This is a genomic window from Flavobacterium fluvii, assembly GCF_900129545.1.
Lineage (GTDB): Bacteria > Bacteroidota > Bacteroidia > Flavobacteriales > Flavobacteriaceae > Flavobacterium > Flavobacterium fluvii.
On the sequence record NZ_FQWB01000003.1, the window covers coordinates 49509 to 74682 of the forward strand.

A 25174-nucleotide genomic window follows, 5' to 3' on the forward strand; every position below is an offset into this window, starting at 1 on the left:
ACACATGTTGTATCAAAGAAGCAGTCAGCTTTTTGCTGAAGCCGAAAAAGTAATTCCGGGTGGTGTAAATTCGCCTGTTCGTGCTTTCAAGGCAGTGGGAGGAACGCCAATTTTCGTCAAAAGTGCCAAAGGAGCTTATCTATTCGACGAAGATGGAAACAAATTAATAGACTACATCAATTCTTGGGGACCAATGATTTTGGGCCACGCTTTTCAACCCGTTGTGGATGCCGTGACAGAGAAAGCCAAATCGGGAACTTCTTTCGGAATGCCAACCGAATTGGAAACCCAAATCGCGGCTTTGGCCGTTTCCATGGTGCCCAATATCGACAAAATCAGGTTCGTCAATTCAGGAACCGAAGCTTGCATGAGCGCGATTCGTTTGGCTCGCGGATTTACCAAAAGAGACAAAATAATCAAGTTTGCCGGTTGTTATCACGGGCATTCCGATTCGTTTTTGATACAGGCCGGAAGCGGGGCCATTACTTTTGGTTCTCCAAACAGTCCTGGCGTGACGGCTGGAACGGCAAAAGATACTTTGCTCGCAAAATACAATGATTTAGACAATGTTTCGGCTTTAATCGCAGCCAATAAAAACGAAATAGCAGCCATAATCGTCGAGCCAGTTGCAGGAAACATGGGTTGTATTCCGCCCAACAAAGGTTTTCTGGAAGGCTTGCGCCAATTGTGTACAGACAACGGAATTCTCCTGATTTTTGATGAGGTAATGACTGGATTCAGGCTTGCCAGAGGTGGAGTTCAAGAATTGTTCAACATCAATGCCGATATTGTTTGCTTCGGAAAAGTGATTGGTGGCGGATTGCCTGTGGGAGCTTTTGCGGCCAAAAACGAAATCATGAATTATTTGGCGCCACTAGGTCCTGTGTATCAAGCTGGAACTTTGTCGGGAAATCCTTTGGCGATGGCCGCGGGATTGGCGATGTTGCAAGCATTGGATAACGACCGAGAAATTTTCACAAGATTGGAAGAAAAGACGGCTTATTTGGCTGCGGGAATTGACAAAGTTTTAAAAGCAAACCAAGTAGATTTCACCATCAATAGAGTGGGGTCCATGATTTCGGTGCATTTTGATACGGCTCCAGTATATGATTTTCAAACTGCTGCTAAAGGAGACAACGAAACCTTCAAGAAATTCTTCCACGGATTGTTGCAAGAAGGTATTTATATTGCGCCATCGGCCTATGAAACTTGGTTTATCACCGATGCGCTTACTTATGAAGACCTGGATTTTACCATTCGAGCCATCGATAAAGTTTCGAAGACTTTTTAGTTATTATTGGAAATAAAAAAACTTCCGGTAACCAGCCGGAAGTTTCACAAATCAACCAATTTAACTAACTATTATTTTTTTTTAACCTCTTCTTTGTTGTTTTTCTGGATGTCTCCCCTGACGATTCCTTTTGCGATCACCATGGTGTTCTTCTTTTAAAGCAGTCCATTTTTCAAATTGCTTTTCATTAAGGATTTTTTGTATTCTTTTTTTAGTGGCAATTTGTTCGTCAAGCATTTTGCTTTTCATGGCAAAAAGTTCATCACTGGTAGGTTTTACTTCTTTATCTTTCATCGCTTTCATTGCTGTTCTATGAGCCTCCATTTTGGTATTCTTGTCGGCGATAAAGGCTTTCATTTCTTTTTGTTGAGATTCATTCAAGTCTAATTCCAGGGTAAGTTTTTTTACTTGTAATTCAGTTCTTTGTTCTGGAGTAAATTGCTCCATCCCATTTCCTTGATGCTTATTATTTCTAGGTTGTGCTATTATGGTCATCCCGGCCATAAGGAAAGTCATTAGAATTAATTTTTTCATGGGTTATGTTTTTTTAAGTTATGATAATAAGACACAGATAGATGAAAAAGGTTTAATCAGTAGCGAAATATTAGATTTTAATTCTTGTAATCAATTGTTTAGTTGTTTGTGCATTTTCTTCTCAAGTATGATTACAATCATAATTTATCGGTTTAAGTATTCCCAAATTTGTATAAGAAATTTAAAATCTAACTTTTATGTACAAATTATCTTTATTTATTGTCGCATTAGCACTGTTTACTTCTTGCGGTAAGAAGGAAAATGCAAGCGAAGACTTTTCAACTGGCGGAGCCGCAACTACCGAACAAGCCGCAGACCCATCCACTTATGATCCTAATAGAGGTATTGGGAAATATTCTTCGGTAGAATTGGGAGACAAACTCGATGAGGCCTTGGTTACCGAAGGCGAAAAAATTCAATCCGTTAAATGTTCCGCTTGCCACAAATTGACAGATGAAAAATTAGTTGGGCCAGGTTGGAAAGGTGTGACTTCAAGACATAAACCGGAATGGATCATGAACTTCATCACCAATCCTGACCCAATGATTGACAAAGACCCTAAGCTTCAAGCTCAATTGGAACTTTGTATGGTGCGTATGCCAAACCAATCACTTTCAGATACTGATGCAAGAAACATTCTGGAATTTATGCGCAAAAATGACGGTGTCAAATAAGCATTAAAAAACCATTTAATAACCAAAACAAGATGAATAATAAATTTTTAAAAGCGACTTTAGCCCTTACAATGGTGGCCGCATTTTTTAGTTCCTGTAAACCCAAAAATTCTGGTGATGTCGTGAGTGGCGACGCTGCGCAAAAAGCGTATGTGGCACCCGGAAAATATGACGAATTTTACAATTTCGTTTCGGGAGGATTTAGTGGCCAAGTGAGCGTTTACGGTCTTCCAAGTGGAAGATTGTTGAGAGTGGTTCCCGTTTTTTCGGTAGATCCGCAAAGTGGTTATGGTTACAGCGAAGAAACCAAACCAATGTTGAACACTTCCCACGGTTTTGTGCCTTGGGACGATCAACACCATACCGAATTGTCTCAAACCAATGGTGAAGTGGATGGACGTTGGCTTTTTGCCAATGCCAATAACACGCCTAGAATTGCTCGTCTCGACCTAAAAACGTTTAAAACTGCCGAGATTATTGAGTTGCCAAACAGTGCAGGAAATCACTCTTCTCCATTTATTACTGAAAACACGGAATATGTAGTTGCGGGAACCCGTTTTAGCGTTCCACCAGACAATGCCAATGGAGATGTAGCCATCAATACCTACAAGAAAAACTTCAAAGGATATTTAAGTTTTGTAAAAGTGGGCAAAGAAGGACAAATGGATCTTTCTTTCCAAATCGAAGCACCAGGAGTTAACTTCGACTTGAGTCACGCCGGTAAAGGCAAATCTCACGGTTGGTTCTTCTTCTCTTGCTACAATACTGAACAAGCCAACACTTTATTGGAAGTAAACGCTTCGCAAAAAGATAAAGATTTCATTATGGCGGTAAACTGGAAAAAAGCCGAAGAATACATCAAAGCGGGCAAAGGAAAAAAAGTAGCTGCAAAATATGTCCACAATACTTGGGACGAGAAAACACATACTGCCAAATCTGAAATGAAATCGGAAGTATTGGTTTTGAGTGCCAAAGAATTGAAAGACATTTGTTATATGATTCCTTGTCCAAAATCACCTCACGGTTGTGATGTGGATCCAACGGGAGAATACATCGTGGGTTCAGGAAAATTGGCTGCTTTGATTCCTGTATTTAGTTTCGACAAATTACAAAATGCCATCAAAAACAAACAATTTGACGGAGATTATGATGGAATTCCAGTTGTCAAATATGAAGCTGCTCTTCATGGAGAAGTTCAAAAACCAGGTTTAGGACCATTGCACACCGAATTTGACGGAAAAGGAAATGCGTATACCACTTTCTTCGTTTCTTCCGAAGTGGTGAAATGGGATATCAAATCATTGAAAGTATTGGACAGGGTTCCAACCTATTATTCTGTTGGTCACTTGTGTATTCCTGGTGGAGACAGCAAAAAACCATTCGGAAAATACCTGATTGCCTACAACAAAATCACTAAAGACAGATACTTGCCAACGGGGCCAGAATTGGCTCAAAGTGCACAGATATTTGACATTAGCGGCGACAAAATGCAGTTGATTCTGGATTTTCCAACCATTGGAGAACCTCATTATGCACAAGCAGCTCCAGCCGATTTGATTAGAAACAACGGTCAGTTGAAATTCTTCAAAATCGAAGACAATAATCATCCGTTTGCAACCAAAGGAGAAAAAGAAGCAAAAGTGGTAAGAAATGGAAAAAGAATCGATGTCTACATGACTTCTATTCGTTCACACTTTGCTTCCGATAATATTGAAGGAATAAAATTAGGTGACGAGGTTTATTTCCACATAACCAACTTGGAACAAGACTGGGATGTTCCTCACGGATTTGCCATAAAAGGAGCCGATAATGCCGAGTTGTTGATAATGCCGGGCGAAACTTGCACCTTGAAATGGATTCCTAAAAAAGTGGGTATCTTCCCGTTCTATTGTACTGATTTTTGTAGTGCTTTGCACCAAGAAATGCAAGGATACGTGAGAGTGTCTCCTGCAGGAAGCAATGTGCCCTTGACTTTTAGTTTGGGAACAAACCTTCCGGCTGCTACTAAATAATTAATTTCTTTACTAAAAAGGGAACAAAGTCTCTTTGTTCCCTTTTTTTATACCAACAATTAGTATGAACACTTCAAAAATAGCTTTATTTTCAAAAGTAGTTCTTTTGGCAGTGAGCGCCTTGTTTTTCGCGTCGCTGTTGTTTCCAATGTGGAGAATTGAACTCGAAGCGCCTCAATATCCCGAAGGATTGGTATTGCAATTGCACGCCAACAAAATTGGTGGCGATGTGGATGTCATCAACGGATTGAATCACTATATCGGAATGAAAACCTTGCATACCGAAGATTTTCCTGAATTTAAAATATTGCCCTATATAGTTGGTTTTTTTGGTTTATTTACCCTGGCAATGGTTTTTGTGAATAGAATAAAAGGAGTAATTTTATTATTAGTGTCTTTTGTGCTTTTCGGCATTTTGGCAGGCGTTGATTTCTACAGATGGAACTATGAATACGGACACAACCTGAATCCAAATGCTGCCATTGTAGTACCGGGAATGGCGTATCAACCGCCATTGATTGGGTACAAGCAACTGCTGAATTTTGGAGCTTTTTCTATTCCTGACGTTGGTGGTTGTATGCTGATTACGGCTGGAGTATTGCTTTTTGCAATTGTGGCAAAAGAAACCCGCTTAATAAATAGAGCTTTTAGAAAGCCCAAAATCGAGGCTGTTTTGGTTCTTGTATTGTCACTTTCTTTTATGTCGTGTGGAGATTTCAAGGTAGAGCCCATTAAATTGAATACCGACAATTGCGATTTTTGTAAAATGAGCATTGCCGACGGGAAGTATGGTGCCGAAGTAATTACCCAAAAAGGAAGAGTCTATAAATTTGACGATATTAGCTGTATGGCCAATTATTGCAAAGAAAATGCCAATACAAAAATAGGGGCTTATTATGTGAATGATTTTGCACAAGACAATAATCTAATTCCAGCCGAAACTGCATTTTTTCTTTCAGGTGGAACGATTCAAAGTCCAATGCACGGTGGAATCATTGCTTTATCCAAAGAAAAGGATGCCAAAGAATTTGGAACAAAACTGAGCGCAAAACCAATTAAATGGGAAGCGATTATAAAAAAATAATGAAAAAAATCTTCTACATATTCCTCTTGTTTTCTTCCTTTCTTCAAGCCAGGGTGATTGAAGTTGGGGCAAATAAATCCGTAATATCAATCACGAAAGCCGTTGCATTGGCCAAAGTGGGCGACACGGTTTTGGTTCACAAAGGACATTATAAAGAAGGCAATATCATCATCGATAAAAGAATAGTTTTTATTGGCAAAAATTACCCAGTTCTGGACGGACAAAAGAAATATGAAGTCTTGTCCATAAAATCCGATGGCGTAATTGTGAGAGGTTTCAAAGTCATAAAGTCTGGTTATGCCACGCTAGAAGATCCTTGTGGAATCAAGGTGTACAACAAAAAAAACGTGGTTATCCAGAACAATATTCTTGACGATAATTTTTTTGGAATTTACATTCAAAACGGAGCCAATTGTATTGTAAAAAACAATAAAATTTCGGCTTATGGCAAAGAAGAACAACGCATTGGCAACGGAATTCATTGCTGGAAAAGCGACAAGCTCCAAATTATTTCCAACACTATTTCAGGTCATCGCGACGGAATTTATTTTGAATTCGTGACCAATTCGATAATCAAGGGAAATTTTTCCACAAAAAATATTCGCTACGGATTGCATTTCATGTTTTCCAATGACGATGCCTACATTTCAAATGTTTTCAAAAACAATGGCGCCGGAGTTGCCGTGATGTTTACCAAAAGAGTCAAGATGCTCAACAATCATTTCGAGGAAAATTGGGGCGATGCCGCCTACGGATTGTTCCTAAAAGAAATCTCGGATAGCAACATCGTCGGGAACAAATTTGCCAGAAACACCTCGGGAATTCACATGGAAGGAACGACGAGGATTTTGGTCGAAAAAAACATTTTTGAAGCCAATGGTTGGGGAATGAAAATTCAGGCCAGTTGTATGGAAAATGAAATAAAAAGCAATAATTTCGTGGGCAACACTTTTGACATAAGCACGAACGGAAGCTTGGTTCTCAATACTTTCAACGGCAATTATTGGGACAAATACGAAGGCTACGATTTAGACAAAAATGGAGTGGGAGACGTGCCATTTCATCCCTTGAGTTTGTTCGCCGTCATTACCGAAAACAATCCATCGGCGATGTTGCTTTTCAGGAGTTTCATGATTACGCTTTTGGATAAATCCGAGAAGATTTTACCCAGCATCACGCCGGACAATTTTGTTGACAAAACCCCATTAATGCACTCCTTGCCTTTATGATAGCAATTAAAAACATATATAAAAAATTTGGAAAATTAGAAGTCTTGAACGATGTCAATCTTGTTTTCAACAAAGGGGAATGCATCGCGCTAATTGGTCCAAATGGTTGCGGAAAAACCACCTTGATAAAAAGTATTTTGGGAATGGTCATTCCTACCAAAGGCGATATTTTATTTGATAAAAAATCAATACTCAAAAAATACAAATATCGAGACCAAATAGGGTATATGCCTCAAATAGGGCGTTATCCCGATTATATGACGGTGGGTCAAATCATCGAAATGATCAAGAAAATCAGAAATTCCAATGAAGCTTTGGACGAAGATTTAATCAAGGCTTTCGAACTCGAAAAAATATTCGACAAACAAATGCGGACACTTTCCGGAGGGACAACCCAAAAAGTGAGTGCCATTTTAGCTTTTCTCTTCAATCCCGACGTGTTGATCTTGGACGAACCAACGGCGGGATTGGATCCATTGGCTTCAGAAATTTTGAAGGATAAAATAATCAAGGAAAGAGAAAAAGGTAAACTCATATTGATTACGTCCCACCTTTTGAGCGAACTCGACGACATGATTAGCCAGATTATTTTTATGCAGGACGGTAAAGTCCATTTCCATAAAACCATCGCCGATTTGTTGGAATCCACGAACGAACAAAAAATATCCAAGGCTATTGCGAGCATTTTGAAATCTAAACAATGAAACTTTATTTTGAACCATTAAGAAATTAAGTTTCATTAAGTATTTCCTTAATTTCCTTAATGGTTTGAAAAAGAAATAAAACTTAATTTTTGTAATATGAACAGAATCATTAAAATCATATTTCTCGACATTCTAAAGAACAAGATCGTGTTGGCTTACACCTTGATTTTGGCGCTGCTTTCCTGGAGTTCCTTTGGGCTGGAAGACAATTCTGCCAAGGGATTACTCACGATTTTGAACGTAATTTTATTTACGGTTCCCTTGGTTTCCATTCTTTTTGCAACGATTTATTTGTACAACAGTGCCGAATTTATCGAGCTTTTGTTGAGCCAACCCATAAAAAGAAAAAAGATTTGGTTGAGTTTGTTCCTGGGATTGTCGTTGTCGATGGTGGCCGCTTTTTTTATTGGAGCGGGAATTCCACTTTTGGTTAATGCGCCGGACAGCGTCGGGATAATGATGGTAATTGTAGGCTGCTTGATTTCCCTGATTTTTGTGGCTTTGGCGTTCTTGAGTTCGATTCTTACCCGAGACAAAGCCAAGGGAATAGGAATTTCCATAATGACGTGGTTGTTTTTCGCCTTGCTTTTTGATGGAATGGTTTTGTTTTTGTTGTTCCAGTTTTCGGAATATCCCATCGAAAAAGCAATGGTGGCCGTTACAGCTTTCAGCCCCATAGATTTGGCGCGAATCCAAATCTTGTTGCAGCTTGACGTTTCGGCGATGATGGGTTATACGGGAGCTATTTTCAAGGACTTCTTCGGGACGACGACAGGATTGGCGGTTTCGTTTCTGTTGTTGTGTTTGTGGATAGTCATTCCGTTTTGTGTTTCGCTTAAAAAGTTTAAAAATAAAGATTTGTAAAAAGTTAATATGACTATCCGTGACTAATGCCAAAGCGATAAAATCGCCACAGATTAAAAAGATTTTCACAGATTTCTTTAATAAAACGTATAACATCTGTGTTAATCTGTGACCCGAGCGATAGCGAACAGGCGAAGCAAATCAGTGGCAAAAAAAAAGACTTGGTACGCATTAAGGACGGTCATAAAAGATAAAAATGAAATGAGCTTATGAAAACAGATATCAAGAATAGGGCAGACATTGAGAAGTTGGTCCATGTGTTTTATGGCAGAGTGATGGAGGATGAGGCAATCAGTTATTTTTTTAATGATGTGGCCAAAACAAACTGGGAAATTCATTTGCCCAAAATGTGTGATTTTTTTGAAAACATTTTGTTGTCTTCGGGAGATTATGATGGGAATCCAATGGTGGCGCACGAAGAATTGCACAAAAAGAGCGAGGTGAAAGAAAATCATTTTCAACACTGGAATGCCGTGTTTGATGCGACAGTCGATGAGTTGTTTAAGGGACCAAAAGCAGAAGAAATCAAACAAAGAGCCACCAATATTGCCGTGGCAATGATGCACAAAGCGCATAGATAATGACTAAATTTATTCCATAAAAAAAGCGTGAGTTGCTGCAACTCTCGCTTTTTTGTTTAACCTATATAGAAGCGAATTAATAATTTATTTTGGAAGCAATACATCGCCAATCACGTGGATTATCCCGTTTGATGTTGGTATTGAAGCCACGATTTCCGAGCCGTTGACAAAAGTTTTGTCTCCTTTTTTGGTGATTTTTACTTTGCCGCCATACACCATGTCAAACTCTTGACCCTCTTGCATGTATTCTGTTTTCAATGAGCCCACATAAGTATGATAGCCTAAAATATTGGCCAAATCTTCCTTTTTTTCGGGTTTCAACAAACCATCAACTGTTCCGGCAGGAAGTTTGTCGAAAGCCGCATTTGTTGGGGCAAAAACGGTAAAAGGTCCAGCATTGCTCAAGGCATCCACCAATTCGGCAGCTTTTACTGCGGTAACGAGCGTAGTGTGGTCTTTGCTGCCGGCGGCAACCTGGACAATGTTTGGTGCTGAACTGGCGTCTTGCACGCCTGATTGTCCTGTAGTTTGTGCTTCTGTTGTTTCTGTTGTGGTTTCGCTATTTTGTTTGCAACCAAATACGGCAACAAAACTGGCGATTAACATCAATTGGGTAGTTTTTTTCATAATTAAGATACTTAAAGTTCTAAAGCAAAGCACTTAATTTTTAAACAATTATTTTATGAGTGCAATCATAAAAGAGGTTTATTTTTAACTTTTTTTATGGAAAAATAGGTCGTATATCCAATTCCAATCAATAAAATAATCGCGATTCCAAAAAGGATGTAATTCACGTAAGGAATTGGGATGTAGCAAAAGGCAGCCAGACCTTGGATAGCCAAAACAATTTCGTTCAACAACACTCCAATCGAAAACAGGAATATTCCATGTTTTATGTTCTGGTTGATGATAATCAAATGATTGGCGTAAATGTAAAACAATACAAACAAGCTGATTATGGCCAACAAAACCAAATGCAAATAAGCAATGACAATGGGTCTAAAACCAAATGCCAATTGGCTAATGGCTGGAATGGTGGAACCCAGTTGAAGCAATAATTTGATGCTCAGGGCCAAGCTCACGAACCACAAAATGTATCGCAATAGTGGAGCATAGTTTTCAAATGAATTCCTCCTGGTTTTCAGTAAAATAGAAAGAAGTTTGAACCAAGTGAAAACCTGGACTATGGCCGCAATGACTGTAATTGCATAAAGCCAAAGAGGTAGATCCAACCAAAGTGTCGACAAAAAATAAGCTGGAACACAAGCCGCGGCAAACAACTTGAACGAAGTTTCATAAAAAGAATGTTCGGATTTTCGAAGGTTTAAAAAACCAAAAGCCAAACCCATGCAAGCAAAGAAAAACCAACCATTGTATTGAAAATGCAGGTAAAAATAAATCGAGGAATGATACAAATCCAACACGATGTTTTTGCTGGCCATCATGTAAGCCAAATAAAATGTGCCCAAAGAAGAAATAACGTTGAAAAACACGGCCGCTTTTAACCATTTTTTTGCAATCCAATCATCATCCAATGATTTTAAATCCTTGATGTATCGATAAGCAAAAGCATAAGAGACAAAAATGGAAGCGGTAGACAATATTATGGAAACCAAGCCATAGCCTTCGATGATAAAGGAAACAAGCATTCCGTAGGAGCAAACCAGGTTGGCAATAATGATGGATTTGTATTTGTTTCCGTTGAAATTGGTGATTTTAGTTTGGAGGAAATACACCGTCAAAACCATCAAAGTATGGCTCAGCCAACCCGAAAAAGCAAAATGCGAATGGGAATGTTGCAGGTATTTTTGGTCTAGATACGGAAATTCGAATCCAATTTTATAGCGCATCAAAACACCAAGAGCTGCAACAATGCAAAGGTTTAACAACGAAATTTTCAACCAATATTTGATGTTCATTGCCATTAATAATAGATTTTGTGGTGTATGATTTCGACTTTGTTGTTTTTGTTCATTTGGGCAAATACGCGAATAACTGTTTCCACTCTCAATCCGGTATAATTTGCAATTTCCTGGCGGGTATACGGTATCAAGATTTTTTCATTGGTACTTCCTGTTTTTTTCTTGAACGAATTTAAAAAAGCCACAATTCTATGCTCGGGTTTTTGATTGATGATTTCTTTTGAAGTTTTCGATTTGGAATGAATTTTTTGGGCCAGTAAAGTCAAAAAATATTTTTGGATGGATGGATATTCATCGAGGATTTTGAAAAATTTTTCCTTGGATAATTTTAGGATGGTGCTGTCCTGAATCGTTACGGCTTTTGAGGGATAGGTTTCATTTATGAATAAAGGAGGTTCGCCAAAACCGTCTCCCGAGCAAAAAATCCCTTGGGTAAATTCCTTGCCTTCATCATTTGAATTGAATAAACGAACACTTCCTTCAAGGATTTGAAAGTAAAAATTAGCCATTTCATCTTCGTCAAAAATAATTTCATTTTTCTTGTACTTTTTGGCAACGGCGCCCCAAGAATAAAGTAAATCTAAATCTATTTGCATAATTGATGTCGAGAAATTTTGCTGTATTTTTTCAATTTATTTGAAAAATACAACGGATACCACAAATTTAATTTTATAAAGTTAAGGAAATTATGACCCAAATCATAATGCCATGTTTAATCCTATGATGTTCACTAAAAAGCCTCTCCAATATTCAAATAGACGCTTGCATAATCTTTACTGATTCCAAAATCGAAAGCCACGTTGACCTTGGTGTATTTGTTGAATTTTAATCGAATTCCCGTACCGATTGAAGGTTGCCAATGTTTGAAATGCTGGGTCTCGTATTCCGATGCGGAAGTTGTATTGGCAAACAGAACGCCGCCCACAAAACCGTTTGGTGTAATGTTGAATCGGTATTCGGATTCAAAGAAAAGCATCGCATTGCTTCGATACCTGTTTTTTTGGATTCCCCTGGACGTCATTCCGGTGCTGGGTTCGGTTCGGGTGGAAGGCAAATCGAAATAGGGAACTTTTCCTGAAAGTATGGTCCAATAATACGAGCGAAAACCCAAAACGCTTCGGGCGTAAGGGATTGAAAAATATTTTCGAACATCAACAAAGATGGATTGCCATTTGTTGTCGCTGCCCAAAGCCGGGTCGTTAAACAAATAAGTAAAACTCGAATAAAACCCTTTTTGTGGATTGATGATGTTCTTCCTGTTGTCGTAAACTATGGGGACAGACAAGCCGGAAGAAATACTTTTTTGGGTGCCCGTGTCGGGGAAATCAGGGTTGTCGGCATTGTCTATTTCAAGTTCATAATGTTCGTCAAATTGGTATCCTATTCCAACAGCTAGATTGGGAAAAATACCTTTCAAGACATTTTGATGAAAACGTATTTGTTTGCCATCAACCAAAGTTTCGTTGCTTTTAGGCGTATTTCCTCCCAAACCCCAAGTATCCTGCGGAAAGTTTAGAGCAAAATATTCGCCAACAAAATTCCAGCTGTTTTTTTTGAGCCAAACCGTGGGATAAAGTTCCACGCCGTATTGCTTTTTAAAGGAAATATAAGGGATAAAATAGACGGTGGAATTGTTGGTGTTGGATTTGTCACCCAATAAAAAAGTGGCGTTGAAAGAAGAAACCAGCACTCTTTCGCCTGCGTTTCGGGCATCGGTCGGGAAAAACGAAAAATTGACTTTCTTGTTTTGAATCTTTTCCTGGCTCTTGTTGATTTTGAACAATTGAATCAAATAGTCGATGCCGTCTTTTTGAATAATGGTGTCGTTATTGGCAGTGATAAAATAAGTGTCCTTGTCTTGAGCCTTTACTTCAAGAACTACAAATAGCAGCAGTAGTATAAAAAGGAGTTTGTTTTTCATTCAATAAAACTAATGAAAAATAATCAAAAAAAATAACTGCCACAGCCTGTTTTATTGGTATAATCGGGGCTCATTTTTGTTGCCCGAAATCGTGTTTATTTTGCATTGATCTTTACCAATCCACCTCGATTTTCATCACGTTCAATGGATTGTTGTACAATCAAGAGGCCAATGGTAATCATGTTTTGCAATTCATACAATTCCGCATTGACATTGTGGCTTTTTAGCTGTTCTTCCACTTCGTTTTTCCAATGGGAAAGTTGTTTTTTGGCCTTGATTAAATCGGCATCATTGCGGACAATTCCGGCATTTTGACGCATCAAAAGTTGTAAATTCGCTTTGGTTTTGGCCACGTAATCGGGATTTATTTCTGGCTTTGAAGTCAATTTCCAATCTGAAACGGTTCCAATGAATGGAGTTTTTTCCAAAGAAGTGTCGGCCAAATAATGGTATATTTTATCCGAATAGACCAAGGCTTCCAAAAGGGAATTGGAGGCCAGACGATTGGCACCGTGCAATCCGGTTCGGGAACATTCGCCACAGGAAAATAAATTTTCCACGGAAGTTTTTCCGTTTTTGTCCACCACGATTCCGCCACAAAGGTAATGCTGGGCAGGAACCACGGGAATCCAATCTTTTGCAATGTCTATCCCCACGCTTTTGCAACGTTCGTAAATCATTGGAAAATGTTTGATGAAACCGTCTAAATCCAAATGGGTGCAATCCAGATAAACGCAATCGTCGCCTGTTTTTTTGCGTTCCAAATCGATGCTTTGCGAAACAATGTCACGCGAAGCCAAATCGCCCCTGGAGTCATAATCGGGCATGAATCTATGACCGTTTTTGGTACGTAAATAGGCACCAAAACCGCGAACCGCTTCCGAAATCAAGAAAGAAGTTCCCGTCGAGGCATCGTATAAAGCTGTTGGGTGAAACTGGATAAATTCCATTTCCTTGATAACGGCATTCGCTCTTGAAGCCATGGCAATTCCGTCGCCGGTGGCAATAACTGGATTGGTGGTATGACCGTACAAATGTCCAATTCCGCCAGTGGCCAGCAAGGTATATTCCGATTGAAAACTGAGTACTTCCTTTGTTTTTTGATCCAAAACATAAGCACCCAAACATTTGTTGTTTTCGGTAATTAAATCAAGCGCCAAATGATAATCTAAAACCGTTATATTTTCTTTTTGATGTACTTGGCTTAAAATGGCACGTTGTATTTCTTGACCGGTTTGGTCTTTGTGGTGCACGACCCTGTTTTCGGAATGGCCGCCTTCTTTGCCTAAATCCAAGGTTCCTTGGGTGTTTTTGTCAAATTTGGCTCCCCATTCAATCAATTCCTTTAATCTTTTAGGTCCTTCGGTAATCACCATTTCCACCACGGATTCGTCACACAAACCATCGCCGCAAATCAAGGTGTCCTGAATGTGTTTCTGGTAGGAATCTTCGATTTTGTCGGTGACAATCGCAATGCCGCCTTGGGCATAGCGCGTGTTGGATTCGTTTTCGTTTGCCTTGGTAACAATCGTGACTTTTTTGTCTGGAAATCGCTCGGCAATTTTTACGGCAAAAGTCAATCCAGCCACACCGGAACCTATGATTAAGTAGTTTGTTTGGATCATTTATTTGGATAATTCAAGCATGCGTTCGATTGGAACCAATGCTTTTTTCATGATGTCGTCTGGAACAGTGATTTCAGGGGTTTCGTTGAGTAAACAATCATAAACTTTTTGCAAAGTGTTCATTTTCATGTAACCACATTCGCTGCAAGCACAAGTGTTATCTTCGTTTGAAGGTGCCGGAATTAATATTTTTTCAGGAACTTCCTGTTTCATTTTGTGCAGAATACCTGCTTCGGTGGCTACGATAAATTTGTTGCTTGGATCTTTTTTTACAAAATCAATCATTCCGGCAGTCGAACCAATGTAGTTGGCCGTTTTCAGGATATGCGTTTCCGATTCAGGATGCGCAATGATTTTGGCATCCGGATTTTCTTTGTACAAAGCAATCAGTTTGTCCAATGAAAAAGCTTCGTGCACCACGCATGAACCGTCCCAAAGCAACATATCACGGCCGGTTTTTTCCATCACGTATTTTCCCAAATTTTTGTCCGGAGCAAATATGATAGGTCTGTCTTTTGGAATGGATTCCACAATTTTAACGGCATTCGACGATGTCACCACGATGTCGGTCAAGGCTTTTACTTCGGCAGAACAATTCACGTAAGTGATGACAATATGGTCGGGATGCGCCTCGGTAAATTTCTTGAAATCTTCCGGAGGACAGGATTCGGCAAGCGAACAACCCGCTTTCAAATCGGGAAGAATTACTTTTTTGGAAGGGTTCAATATTTTCGCCGTTTCGGCCATAAAATGCACACCCGCAAAAAGGATGATGTCGGCATCCACTTTCATCGCTTCTTGAGACAAGCCCAAGCTGTCACCCACATAATCTGCCACATCTTGAATATCGGCTTCTTGATAATAATGCGCTAAAATAACCGCATTTTTCTCTTTTTTCAGTTCCAATATTCGTTCTTTAAGATTTTTCATCCTTAATCAATTTTAATATTCTTGTTTTGACTATATTTTGGCGTAAAAATAATATCGCACAAAGATACACTTATTTTGAAAAACAATAAATTGAAAAAAAGTTATGTATTTGTCTTTTTTTAATGGAAAATCTAAATAAACAGGTTGTGCCCAATGTCGTTAAGTTAAGACTTTTAGCTGTCAATTCGAGTGGTTTTTAACAGTAATGCGACAGATTTACTGTTGGAAATGGTGTCGAGAGGCCAATAAGGACAGAGTTCTCTATGTATTTTGTTGAAAAAAACTATCACATTTTTTAATTGAAATCGAGTAGACGAATCCTTTTTTGCTAACTGTTCAATCCAGAAGAACTTCCTGTTTGCTGAAAAAAAGAATTTCGCAAGCAAGTTCCATTCGAGCGAATTTTTATGGATTCTTTGATAATTATTTTTTTACGTTTTTCTGGAAAATAATGTTAAAAAAACAACCTAACCAATTAAGGACAAGATTGTATGATAATTATCAGGTTTTATCCTGATGCCATTCCCGAACTTTGCCCCCAATATATTAAACCAAATTATTTTAAAAATGACGACAAATAAACCATTGCATACTTTCCACATTCCTGTTATGGGATTGGCGTACACGATTGATAGTCCTATTCGAGTGGCAAAGTATGGCATTTCTTCAGTAATTTCAATTGCTGATGATGAATTGATTGAAAAGATGAGAGCTTTTTATAGTCAAAAATTCGACATTCCTTATCAAGAAATTACCCAAAAAATACACGATTATCGTGCAGAGCGAATCACGTCCTACTTGAACTTGGTGGACAAAATCGTAAAAGAGAAATTCGAAAATTTCAAGACAGAATTAGCCGAAAGCAAAGCCGCTTTGGAAAATTACATCGCCATGTTGCCCAACAAATCCGAAATCAAGAAAGGATTGGAAAACTTGTTGGAAGATGGAATTGCATTCAAGGACAACATCAAACATTACCTTGAAAACAATCTTTCTGCCGGAGACATCGACGTGAACATCATGACCAAACTCGACAAGGACAATTTTGTCAAAGACGAGCAATTGCCGGTGGAATTCAATGACGCACACGCGGCACTTCGTGGTTTTGCCAACAGTAATTTGACTTCTTCGGTAGTGCTTTCTGCGGGGATGAACCCGAGATTGTTTGCTTATTTTGAAAACTTCAAGGACTTTTTTCCTGATTTCAACAATACTCTAAAAAAGAAGATTACGCTGAAAGTGAGCGATTTCCGTTCGGCGATGATTCAAGGGAATTACTTGGCCAAAAAAGGGCTTTGGGTTTCTGAATACCGCATCGAATCTGGATTGAATTGTGGTGGACACGCTTTTGCCACCGAAGGATTTTTATTGGGTCCGATTATGGAGGAATTCAAACATAAAAAAGACCAATTGGTTCAATCGGCTCACGATATCATGGTGAAAGTATTGGCACAAAAAGAAATGCACGTTCCAGAACAACCATTGGATTTAAAAATCACGGTTCAAGGCGGAGTAGGAACATCGGAAGAACAAGACTTCTTGCTGGATCATTACAATGTGGATTCCGTGGGTTGGGGAACACCGTTTTTATTGGTTCCTGAAGCCACTTCGGTTGATGCCGAGACCAGAAAATTATTGATGAATGCCAAAGAAAAAGATTTGTATTTGAGCCATATTTCGCCATTGGGAGTTCCATTCAACACTTTGAGAGGCACGACCAACGAAATGTTCAAACAAAAACGTATTGACGAAAACAAGGCAGGAAGCTCTTGCCCGAAAAAATTCTTGGCGTTAAGCAAAGAATTTGGCCCGGAAGGAATTTGTACTTCTTCCAAGAAATTTCAAGACGTGAAATTGGCGGAATTGGAAGCGATAAAAGATACTTTGTCGGCTTCGACTTTCGAGAAAATGAAATTCAATATTACCGAAAAAGCCTGTCTTTGCGTGGGTCTTGCCAATGCGTCTTATCTGGAAAACGACATCAAGATCAAAGGCCAGGAGCAAGGCGTGATTGTTTGTCCTGGACCAAACATGGCTTATTTTGACAAAGAAGTTTCGCTTTTGGAAATGGTGAAACACATTTATGGCAAAGCCAATGTGATGACGGATGCCAATCGTCCAAATCTGTTTGTAAAAGAATTGAAAATGTATGTCGATTATTTGAAAAAAGAAATCAACGACACGACTGCCGATTTGACCGCTGGACAAATCAAGAAATGGAATGCGTTCAAAAATAACATGTTGGAAGGAATCGAATTTTATCATAATTTGTTTTCGACTTCCAATTATTTTGAAAATAGTATCAAGGAGATTCAAAACCAACTTGAATCTTACAAAACAAGAATAGTTGAAATTAAAGTACCTGAATTAGTACCTGCGTAATAATTATTTATATGTTTTCCTGAACAAGCCCGCTTATTTATTGAGCGGGCTTGTTCTTTTTTAGGTTGTATTGGAGGATGTTTATGACCAGAAAACATCATTTTCGTTTTCGACAAAAACTTCTTCGGAATGGGCAGCATTGATTTTGGACAATTGGTCTGCGCTGGCCACTTTTTGAATTTCGGTAAATAATTCTCTTTCCTCAAATCGAATGTGGGCATTCAATCCAGATTCTATGAGAAGTAAATTTTTCTCCAGGTCGGAAGAGGCCTTGAATAATCGTTCCAAACTTCTATGTTCCGCAATGGCGCGTTTTATGAGTTCATTTTCGGGATCTAAAATAGGAAAGAGCAATTTTTCTTCCAATTCAAAATGGGGAATCAAATGATTTTTATAAAACCAATCCGCATACGTTTTGATGCGTTCGGGAGCAATTTTTTTGGACAATCCCGTTTTTATTTTCCAACACAACTTCAATCCGTGATAATGATCGTGGCTTAAAAGTTGTAAATCCTTTGCTCTTTTTAAAGGTTTTTTCTCTTCCATTTTGTTTTTGCTTTATAGGGTGTTTATGTGCAGGATGCTCTTGCTCAATTTTATTAAGTTAAGACTTTTAGCCGTCACTTCGAGTGATCCCGCTTTTGGGCGGGATTGTATCGAGAAGCTTGTAATTGTATAGTTCTCGATACATTTTATTTAAAAAAGCTGTCGCATTTTTTAAATAAAACACTCGAACTGACGGGGACTTGACTTAAAGATGTTACTTTTTGCTTGCAAAGGAAAAGTATTAAATGCTCTATCCAACTCGCAAAATCTTCTCCATCTTGCGTCCTTTTGCCAATTCGTCCACCAACTTGTCCAAATAACGTACTTGTTGCGTCAATGGATTCGTGATTTCTTCAATCCTGTAGCCACAGATGACGCCAGTGATGAGCCGTGCATTGGGATTTAATGTGGCATTCTGGAAGAATTTTTCAAAACTTGCTTTTTCTTCTATGAGTTCTTGCAGCTTTTTTTCATCATAAGAAGTTAGCCACTCGATTACTTGATGCAATTCTTCTTTGGTTCTGCCTTTCTTCTCCACTTTTGCAATATAATGCGGATATACCGAGGCGAATGTCATTTGTGCAATACGTTCGTCGTGATTCATGCCTTGTGCTTTAAGGTTACTCTCTTCATTTATTTCAACCTTTCCAATTGTCCTTTTCTTTTGACTATGTTTTTATAATCCCATTGAATTTCTCTTGATTTTTTCAGCCAACGGTTTAAATTGGTTGCTTCGATTTCTGAAAAATTATTGTAGAAAATGGAGGCGTCCTTGAATTTAGCCCCTTTTACGTTTAAATCGTCCTCTTCAAAGTCTGCTCCACTCCAAAACATGAGCCGGATTCCCGCTTTTTGTTTGCTGTAACCAACAATTGGATTGCCGTCCAAGAACCAAACTGGGTGCGCATGCCAAACTTTAGATTCTGCTTCGGCCAGTTCGTTGTTTATGATTGCAGCAAGTTGGTCGCAAATTTCTTGGTCGTTCGGGGTTTGTTTGTCATTATATGCTTTAACTTCTTTTTCCATTGCCGTCCGATTGAGGTTGTCTTTATAGGCTATAATATGTCCCATTACTGTGTCAGGATAGGGAATAAAATTAAGATTTATTTTCCGGATTTGCCAAATCTACAATGTAAATCTGCTTTTAGAAGTGTTCTTTAAAAGGGTTTTAAGTGGGGATGTAAAGCAACTGATTTCTAATGTTGTTTTGGTTTTCGAGAAGACTTTGGGAAGTTTAGAATATCTTAATCTAAAAATTAAATGACCTTGGAAAGGTCAAATGTTTATAGAAAAAGGATATGGTAGGTATTCGACCCCAGCTGGGGTCACATAAATTTCAACAATAAATTGGTTTCTATAAATATTAAAATCCGTTGGATTTTCTCAATGAAACAATTGATTTTTAATTCTATTTTGGGTTTTAGAATACTTTTAGGAGTGGAATGTTTTTTATTTTTTTACTTTATTAAATTCTTTTACAAAAAGAAATCCAAATTTTCCTTTTAGCATGCAAAGTTCTATTTTTTCTCCTTCTTCATAATTTTTGTATCGTGTTTTACCTACTGAAAGCCTTTCCTCATTATTATTTTCTGTTTTCAAGTAGAAAAAGTATTCATTTGACGTACGACCATTACTTGTTGATTTCCTTTCTATAATATATTTTTTGCAAATTTTTATATTGTCAGCAAAATGATGATTAACAAAACCTGTTAAGGATGTTGAAATAAGAAACAGTCCAACAAAAAAACCAAAATGGACAGTATATCTTCTTTTACTTTCATAGTAAATACTGGGTCTTGTTAATTTTAAAATTATAGTCACAATAATTGCTATAGCAATTCCTGTAAAACCTGCTGTCCAAAAAAGTTTAGTTCCGTTAATTGTATTGTCAAAATTTCTTATTTCAAATGTTAAACTTATAAGACCAATAAAAAATAAAGTAAAACTAAAGTAGTAAATGAATTTGTCAAATGGTTTAGTTGTCTTTTCGTATAAAGTTTTTGGAGGAAAAAAGTCGTCTACAATAAGTTGTGAAAGCCCAATAATTTGAATAAGTTGGTACATTCCAAACAAAAAAAATGGCAAAGGAACAAGACGGAATGTTTCTTTGTTATCTGCAAATATTATAATTGGAATTATGCAAATTCCAATATATAAGAGTCGTTTATAAAAAATCTTCCGTATTTCGAAAGTCTGTTTAGGTTTAATAAAATTGTTGTTGTTTTTTCTTTTCATTTGTCAAAGTATGCAGTTTTTTAGTGTTGCAGTAATTTGTATTTTGAATCCACAAATATCCCAAAATCCACCCAAAAAGGCAGGTCTTGAACCAAAAACAGCTTTTAATCCCGTAAATATAAGATTATTCTACAAATGAAACATTGAAAAAAAAACAGATAGATACTACAAAGTCAGGGATTTTCCAGTATGAATGTCGTATTGCATTGGAACCACTTTAACGTGTTTTTCTTTCACGATTGGGTTTTCTTGAATCATTTTCAAGGAGTGTTGGATGTTGGCAATGACGCAGGCATTCAAGTCTTCTTTGGAAATTTGTTTCTCCTCATTTTCATCGGCGATTGTTGCCACGATGTCGTCAATATGCGAAAGGTGTTTTTTGTATTCATTGTTTTTGTCTCCCACATAGGCTTTTACGGCACCGCATTCCGTATGACCCAAAACGACGATTAGTTTGGTGTCGAGATGCTCCACGGCATATTCAATGCTTCCCATGTCAATGTCGGAGATTAGGTTTCCGGCATTTCTAATCACGAATAAATCGCCAATTCCTTGGTCAAAAAGAATTTCGGGGGAAACTCGGCTATCGGAACAAGTCAAGATAACGGCAAATGGATGTTGGGCATCCTGGTTGGCCAAAACCGTTTGTTTGTTTTGATGGGGATGGATTGATTTCTCGTCCAGAAATCTTTTGTTTCCTGAAACCAATTTTTCGATAGGAGTTTCATTCTTGTTGGGAACAGCTTTAGGCGTGGTTTGTTTTTGGCAACTCAAAGTGGTTGCCAAGATAATTGCCAATGCTGTAATTCTATTTTTCATATGTTGATATTTATTGTTTTTTATCGGTCATATGTAATTCGCATATCATCATTGGTTTTTGCGACCAATTTATCGGTTATGCTCATTTCATTTGTATTCTTTTATTGGTTTTCTGCAACCGAAATTTATGTTTTGTGCTATACTTGTGCTGGAGAATACCTCAAAAAAGTATCGCCTGAGACCACGCCCAACGCCAGTTCTTCGAGATTGGTGTTTTCCAGCATTGTGGCCAGCTCGGTTCGGATGCTTTTAAATTTGAAGTGGGCTGGACAAGGATGTTCATCGGAGCATTTGCTCAAACCCAGACCGCAACCCGTAAAAACCACGTCGCCGTCAATCGCCTTCACGATTTGCGTCATCTTGATTTTTTTCATCTTCTTTTTGGGAATTTCAAATCCGCCGCCAACACCTTTTATGGAATTGACTATCTTGTTTCGAGCCAGGACTTGCAGGATTTTGGCTGTGAAAGCCTCTGGGGAATCTATCTTTTGGGCAATATCTTTTAGGCCCACTCTTTTGTCTTGTAGGGATTCGGATGCGATAAAAATGGCAGCTCGAATTCCGTATTCACACGTTTTTGAAAACATATTTTCTTATAAATTTAAACAAATTTATTTTATTCTCTTAGAATAATTTTTATGGTTGGAGTCGATAATTTTTTACAGTCGATTTTGTTGTTGGAACGCTCCAGTTTGCCAAGTGTATCGACATTGTTTCTGAAATATTGGATGTAATAATTGCCCACATAGTTTTTGGTTTCCAAAAAATAGACCATGGCTTCCAAATCTTCTTCCGTCAGCAAATCAGAATGATAGGTAGTGCGGACTTCAAAAGGGATTTTGGCTTTCAATATCAAATCCAGTGTTTTTTCAAAAGGTTCATATAAATCGGATTTCGTGACGGCTTCAAACTTGGATTTTGGCGCCTTGAAATCCAAGGCGACATAATTGACAAGATGCAGGAACAGCAATTTTTGCATGACTTCGGGCGAACTTCCGTTGGTGTCTATTTTTACCAGAAACCCCAACTTTTTGATTTCGGTGACGAACGGAACGAAATTTTTGTGAATCATGCATTCGCCGCCACTAAAGACCACTGCATCCAACAAGTTTTTTCGAGAAAGCAAGAAAGAGGTTGTTTCTTCAAAAGAAAGTGTTCCTTTTCCTTGGACAATTTCGGGATTATAGCAGTACAAACACCGCATATTACAGCCTGCAAACCAAAGTATGCAGGCCATTTTATCCGGGTAATCCAATAAGCTGAATGGTGTTAAGCTGTAAATTGGCGTACTAACATTTTCCTTCACTGAAATGAGTTCGTTGTTTGTGTTCTCCTTTTTTGCCGATGTTGAAACTTTCTACGGGTCTATGATAGCCCATAACTCTTGTGTACACCAAGCATTTGGTTCTCAAATGTTGGTTTTCTTCTAGATATTTATTGTTTTTTGCATTCATAATATTTAATTGTTTTTATTGTTAGTTTATTGATTTTAAAATTTTTTCGTCCAGTTTAATTAAAGTGTTATCACATTTTGGGCAATATTCATGTTCGCCATTCAAATAACCGTGAACCGAACAAATGCTAAACATTGGCATATACACTATGCATTTGGTTCTCAAATGTTCGTTTTCTTTCAGGTATTGATTGTCGTTTATTGTTTTCATTGTATTTATTCGTTATTGTTAATTGATCGTTTTTAAGTTTTTTTCGTCCTGTTTGATTAAAGTGTCATCACATTTTGGACAAAACTCGTGTTCGCCGTTCAAATAACCGTGAACGGGACAAACGCTGAATACCGGTGTTACCGTGATATAAGGCAATTTGAAGCTCGACAACACTTTTTTGACAAACTGTTTACAAGCTTCAGGCGAACTGATTTTCTCGCTCATGTACAAGTGCAAAACGGTTCCTCCGGTGTATTTGCATTGCAATTCGTCCTGCAAAATCAAGGCTTCAAATGGGTCTTCGGTATGATCCACCGGAATTTGGGAACTATTGGTGTAATAAATATTGTCTTCTTGTCCGGCTTGGAAAATATGGGGAAAACGTTTTTTGTCTTCTTTGGCAAAACGATAGGTGGTTCCTTCGGCCGGTGTGGCTTCGAGATTGTATAAATTTCCAGTTTCTTCCTGGAATTCTTTCATTCGACCGCGAATATGGTCCAAAATGGCAGCAGCAAATTCAATTCCTGTCGATGAAGTTACCGTGTCCTGTTTGTCCGTAAAATTGACGATCATTTCGTTGATTCCGTTTACGCCAATGGTCGAAAAGTGATTTCTGAAATGTTGCAAATAACGTTTGGTGTACGGATACAAACCTCGGTCGTACATTTCCTGGATGAACACGCGTTTTTTCTCCAAAGTCGATTTGGCTATGTATAATAATTTGTCCAGTTGTTTGTATAATTCGGCTTCGTTTCCTCGGTATAAATAGCCCAATCGCGCCATGTTGATGGTAACGACTCCAATGCTTCCCGTCATTTCGGCACTTCCAAAAAGACCGTTTCCACGTTTCAGCAATTCGCGCAAATCGAGTTGCAAACGACAGCACATGCTGCGAACGGCATTGGGTTTGTAGGCATTTGGATTTTCGACTTTATGACCGTCTTCATCCAAATTGTATTGGCTTCCAATGAAATTCTGGAAATAAGAAGAACCAATTTTTGCCGTATTTTCGAAAAGCAGGTCGGTGTTTTCACCATCCCAGTCAAATTCTTCGGTAATATTCACCGTTGGAATCGGGAAGGTGAAAGGCTGTCCGTTGGCATCGCCCTCGGTCATTACGGTATAATACGCTTTGTTGATGAGGTTCATTTCCTTTTGAAAATGCTCGTAACGTAAATCGGTTACTTTGCCAACGCCACGTTCTTGGGCTCTAACCAAAAGGTCGTAATTGAAATTATTTTCGAAGAAATGCAAATCGTTTTTCGTCGGGATTTGGGTTTTCAAATCTTCGGGAACAATCCAGTCCAAGGTAATATTTGTGAAAGGCGATTGCCCCCAACGAGCGGGAACATTCAAATTGTAAACAAAACTTCGGACGGCTTTCAAGACATCGTCAAAAGACAAATCGTCCTTGAAAACATAAGGAGCCAAATAGGTGTCGAACGAACTGAAGGCTTGCGCACCAGCCCATTCGCTTTGCAGAATTCCCAAGAAATTCGCCATTTGTCCCAAGGCTTCCCTGAAATGAGAAGGAGCTTTGCTTTCCACACGGCCTCTCACGCCATTAAAACCTTCGTTGAGCAAAACACGCAAACTCCAACCCGCGCAATATCCAGTCAAGCAATCCAAATCGTGAATGTGGATGTCGCCATTTCTATGCGCATAACCTTCTTCTTTGGTGTACACTTTGTCCAACCAATAATTGGCAATGATTTTTCCGGCCACATTGTTGACCAAACCAGCATTGGAATAAGAGGTATTTGCATTGGCATTGATGCGCCAATCCGTTTGTTCCACATATTCCCGGATAGTCTGCGTGCTATCGACATAAGTGGTGTCTTCGTTCAAGCCTTCGACGTGTTCCCGCTGCAATTTACGCGTGTGACGGTACAGCATAAAGGAACGCATCACCTCGAAATACTCTTTTTCGAAGAGGTTTTTCTCGATTAAATCCTGGATTTCTTCCACCGCCCACGTGTCCTTGACTTGCAATCCCTTGATTACGTTTTCAAAAATACTTTCATCAATTGGTATGGCGACGCTGCTGAAGCTTTTTGCGATAGCATCTTCTATTTTAAAACTTTCAAACGGTTTATAGTCCCCGTTTCTTTTGATGACGTACTTTTCCATGGTAATAATGATTAGGAGGTTTTAGAT

At 38.5% G+C, this 25174-nt stretch carries 26 protein-coding genes; 9 read left to right on the top strand and 17 right to left on the bottom strand.

What is annotated here, in order from left to right:
- Positions 1–4: 4 nt before the first annotated feature.
- Positions 5–1291: a glutamate-1-semialdehyde 2,1-aminomutase gene (gene hemL / locus BUC16_RS07950; protein WP_073369599.1), complete on the top strand. Its 1287-nt coding sequence runs from the start codon at positions 5–7 to the stop codon at positions 1289–1291.
- Between the two features lie 81 nt (positions 1292–1372).
- On the opposite strand, the gene BUC16_RS07955 is transcribed toward hemL, so the two are convergent.
- A complete protein-coding gene (locus BUC16_RS07955) occupies positions 1373–1825 on the bottom strand; it encodes a DUF4890 domain-containing protein (protein ID WP_073369601.1) in 453 nt (150 codons plus the stop codon).
- Between the two features lie 197 nt (positions 1826–2022).
- On the opposite strand from BUC16_RS07955, the gene BUC16_RS07960 reads away from it, so the two are divergent.
- The 7 genes from BUC16_RS07960 to BUC16_RS07990 all read left to right on the top strand — a co-directional run bounded on the left by BUC16_RS07960 (position 2023) and on the right by BUC16_RS07990 (position 8973).
- Entirely contained in the window at positions 2023–2499 is a 477-nt protein-coding gene (locus BUC16_RS07960; protein WP_073369604.1) for a c-type cytochrome, read from the top strand.
- 32 nt (positions 2500–2531) lie between these two features.
- On the top strand, positions 2532–4511 hold the full coding sequence (nosZ, locus tag BUC16_RS07965; RefSeq protein WP_073369606.1) for a Sec-dependent nitrous-oxide reductase: 1980 nt from the start codon (positions 2532–2534) through the stop codon (positions 4509–4511).
- 64 nt (positions 4512–4575) lie between these two features.
- Positions 4576–5595, top strand: a complete 1020-nt coding sequence (locus tag BUC16_RS07970) for a nitrous oxide reductase accessory protein NosL (protein ID WP_073369608.1) — start codon at positions 4576–4578, stop codon at positions 5593–5595.
- On the top strand, positions 5595–6824 hold the full coding sequence (locus tag BUC16_RS07975; protein ID WP_073370209.1) for a nitrous oxide reductase family maturation protein NosD: 1230 nt from the start codon (positions 5595–5597) through the stop codon (positions 6822–6824). The genes BUC16_RS07970 and BUC16_RS07975 overlap by 1 nt, the downstream gene beginning before the upstream one ends.
- The gene (locus BUC16_RS07980; RefSeq protein WP_073369611.1) at positions 6821–7528 is read left to right on the top strand and encodes an ABC transporter ATP-binding protein; all 708 of its coding nucleotides are present in this window, start codon (positions 6821–6823) and stop codon (positions 7526–7528) included. Before BUC16_RS07975 ends, BUC16_RS07980 begins: the two co-directional genes overlap by 4 nt.
- 96 nt (positions 7529–7624) lie before the next feature.
- Positions 7625–8392 carry an ABC transporter permease subunit gene (locus BUC16_RS07985; protein ID WP_073369613.1) on the top strand — a complete coding sequence of 256 codons (768 nt, stop codon included), beginning with the start codon at positions 7625–7627 and terminating at the stop codon, positions 8390–8392.
- A gap of 209 nt (positions 8393–8601) precedes the next feature.
- Positions 8602–8973, top strand: coding sequence for a group III truncated hemoglobin (locus tag BUC16_RS07990; RefSeq protein ID WP_073369615.1), 372 nt, complete (start codon positions 8602–8604; stop codon positions 8971–8973).
- Positions 8974–9057: 84 nt separating this feature from the next.
- On the opposite strand, the gene BUC16_RS07995 is transcribed toward BUC16_RS07990, so the two are convergent.
- The 6 genes from BUC16_RS07995 to nadA form a co-directional block, all read right to left on the bottom strand.
- Positions 9058–9600, bottom strand: a complete 543-nt coding sequence (locus tag BUC16_RS07995) for a fasciclin domain-containing protein (RefSeq protein WP_073369617.1) — start codon at positions 9598–9600, stop codon at positions 9058–9060.
- A 65-nt stretch (positions 9601–9665) separates the two neighbouring features.
- The gene (locus BUC16_RS08000; protein WP_073369619.1) at positions 9666–10898 is read right to left on the bottom strand and encodes a hypothetical protein; all 1233 of its coding nucleotides are present in this window, start codon (positions 10896–10898) and stop codon (positions 9666–9668) included.
- On the bottom strand, positions 10898–11491 hold the full coding sequence (locus tag BUC16_RS08005; protein ID WP_073369622.1) for a Crp/Fnr family transcriptional regulator: 594 nt from the start codon (positions 11489–11491) through the stop codon (positions 10898–10900). The genes BUC16_RS08000 and BUC16_RS08005 overlap by 1 nt, the downstream gene beginning before the upstream one ends.
- 134 nt (positions 11492–11625) lie before the next feature.
- Entirely contained in the window at positions 11626–12816 is a 1191-nt protein-coding gene (locus BUC16_RS08010) for a BamA/TamA family outer membrane protein (protein ID WP_073369624.1), read from the bottom strand.
- A gap of 95 nt (positions 12817–12911) precedes the next feature.
- The gene (gene nadB / locus BUC16_RS08015) at positions 12912–14441 is read right to left on the bottom strand and encodes an L-aspartate oxidase (RefSeq protein ID WP_073369627.1); all 1530 of its coding nucleotides are present in this window, start codon (positions 14439–14441) and stop codon (positions 12912–12914) included.
- Entirely contained in the window at positions 14442–15371 is a 930-nt protein-coding gene (gene nadA, locus BUC16_RS08020) for a quinolinate synthase NadA (protein ID WP_073369629.1), read from the bottom strand.
- Between the two features lie 567 nt (positions 15372–15938).
- Between nadA and BUC16_RS08030 the strand changes: the two genes are divergently transcribed.
- Entirely contained in the window at positions 15939–17753 is a 1815-nt protein-coding gene (locus tag BUC16_RS08030) for a hypothetical protein (protein WP_073370211.1), read from the top strand.
- Positions 17754–17834: 81 nt separating this feature from the next.
- On the opposite strand, the gene BUC16_RS08035 is transcribed toward BUC16_RS08030, so the two are convergent.
- From BUC16_RS08035 to BUC16_RS08080, 10 genes are all read right to left on the bottom strand, one after another.
- The gene (locus tag BUC16_RS08035) at positions 17835–18299 is read right to left on the bottom strand and encodes a hemerythrin domain-containing protein (RefSeq protein ID WP_073369632.1); all 465 of its coding nucleotides are present in this window, start codon (positions 18297–18299) and stop codon (positions 17835–17837) included.
- 250 nt (positions 18300–18549) lie between these two features.
- Complete coding sequence (locus tag BUC16_RS08040; protein WP_073369634.1) at positions 18550–18903, bottom strand: DUF2200 domain-containing protein; 354 nt, start codon at positions 18901–18903, stop codon at positions 18550–18552.
- A 29-nt stretch (positions 18904–18932) separates the two neighbouring features.
- Positions 18933–19325 carry a DUF1801 domain-containing protein gene (locus BUC16_RS08045; RefSeq protein WP_073370212.1) on the bottom strand — a complete coding sequence of 131 codons (393 nt, stop codon included), beginning with the start codon at positions 19323–19325 and terminating at the stop codon, positions 18933–18935.
- 423 nt (positions 19326–19748) lie between these two features.
- A complete protein-coding gene (locus BUC16_RS08050) occupies positions 19749–20534 on the bottom strand; it encodes a hypothetical protein (RefSeq protein WP_073369636.1) in 786 nt (261 codons plus the stop codon).
- A 165-nt stretch (positions 20535–20699) separates the two neighbouring features.
- Positions 20700–21353 carry a carbonic anhydrase gene (locus tag BUC16_RS08055; protein ID WP_073369639.1) on the bottom strand — a complete coding sequence of 218 codons (654 nt, stop codon included), beginning with the start codon at positions 21351–21353 and terminating at the stop codon, positions 20700–20702.
- 137 nt (positions 21354–21490) lie between these two features.
- A complete protein-coding gene (locus BUC16_RS08060; protein ID WP_073369642.1) occupies positions 21491–21940 on the bottom strand; it encodes an RrF2 family transcriptional regulator in 450 nt (149 codons plus the stop codon).
- 29 nt (positions 21941–21969) lie between these two features.
- A complete protein-coding gene (locus tag BUC16_RS08065; RefSeq protein WP_073369644.1) occupies positions 21970–22659 on the bottom strand; it encodes an anaerobic ribonucleoside-triphosphate reductase activating protein in 690 nt (229 codons plus the stop codon).
- Complete coding sequence (gene nrdD / locus BUC16_RS17580) at positions 22643–22807, bottom strand: anaerobic ribonucleoside-triphosphate reductase (protein WP_073369646.1); 165 nt, start codon at positions 22805–22807, stop codon at positions 22643–22645. The genes BUC16_RS08065 and nrdD overlap by 17 nt, the downstream gene beginning before the upstream one ends.
- 21 nt (positions 22808–22828) lie before the next feature.
- The gene (locus BUC16_RS08075) at positions 22829–23017 is read right to left on the bottom strand and encodes a hypothetical protein (RefSeq protein ID WP_073369648.1); all 189 of its coding nucleotides are present in this window, start codon (positions 23015–23017) and stop codon (positions 22829–22831) included.
- An 18-nt stretch (positions 23018–23035) separates the two neighbouring features.
- The gene (locus tag BUC16_RS08080) at positions 23036–25147 is read right to left on the bottom strand and encodes a ribonucleoside triphosphate reductase (protein WP_073369649.1); all 2112 of its coding nucleotides are present in this window, start codon (positions 25145–25147) and stop codon (positions 23036–23038) included.
- Positions 25148–25174: the final 27 nt, after the last annotated feature.